Raw genomic sequence first — 725 nt, forward strand, 5'->3', positions numbered from 1 at the left:
GAGCAATTTTGATCGCAATGCCTCGACCTGCTGTTTTTAAGTCTTTGTATAAGCGGAACTCGGTATTTTCTTCCACTGGTTCGCCATCGTCCGGAGAGTCAACGGCGATAGCGCCACCAAGTAGGGCACTCATGCTTTCTAAGCGTACGTCAACGCCTTCAAAACCTATACTTGCGCCAATGCCGCTGACGTTCCAAAAGCGGCTGCGGTCATTGATGATGTGTCGATATTGCTCTTGGATATTAGCTTGAATAGTAATGGATTTTGCATCTTCATCCAGTTGGTAGCTGTAGACCGCACCGATAGGAATTTTCTTATAGACAATCTGAGAGCCAATCGACACGCCGCCTAAGTCTCTGCTTTTAAGCTTGATGTTCAAACCCTGTGAAACACGTAGGTCCGTTGGCGCCGAATCGAGAGCGTGGAATGTGGTCTCAAATTCTTCACCGTCCCCCGGTTGGATAGAGATGTAGTTACCAGAAACAAGCGCATCCAAGCCCGACACACCAGTTAAACTCGCGGTTGGTTTGACGAGCCAAAAACGCGTTTTATCGTTTAGTAACTTCGTTGCTTCAGGGTAGATGTCTGCATCCACGTAAATGCTGCCGAGATCTTCGGACAAATTAATGTCACGCACCATACCGACTTCCAAACCTTGGTAACGGATAGTTGTGCGTCCCGCCACCAAACCAGCAGCGTCGGAGAAGTAAATCTGTACTCGTTGC

Annotated in this window: 1 pseudogene; it reads right to left on the reverse strand. The window is 48.3% G+C overall.

Annotated elements, in window-relative coordinates:
- Positions 1-725: pseudogene (gene mam7, locus R7E78_RS26480) on the reverse strand (MCE family putative adhesion factor MAM7); the annotation flags it as partial.

Source organism: Vibrio sp. YT-19(2023), from assembly GCF_033337395.1.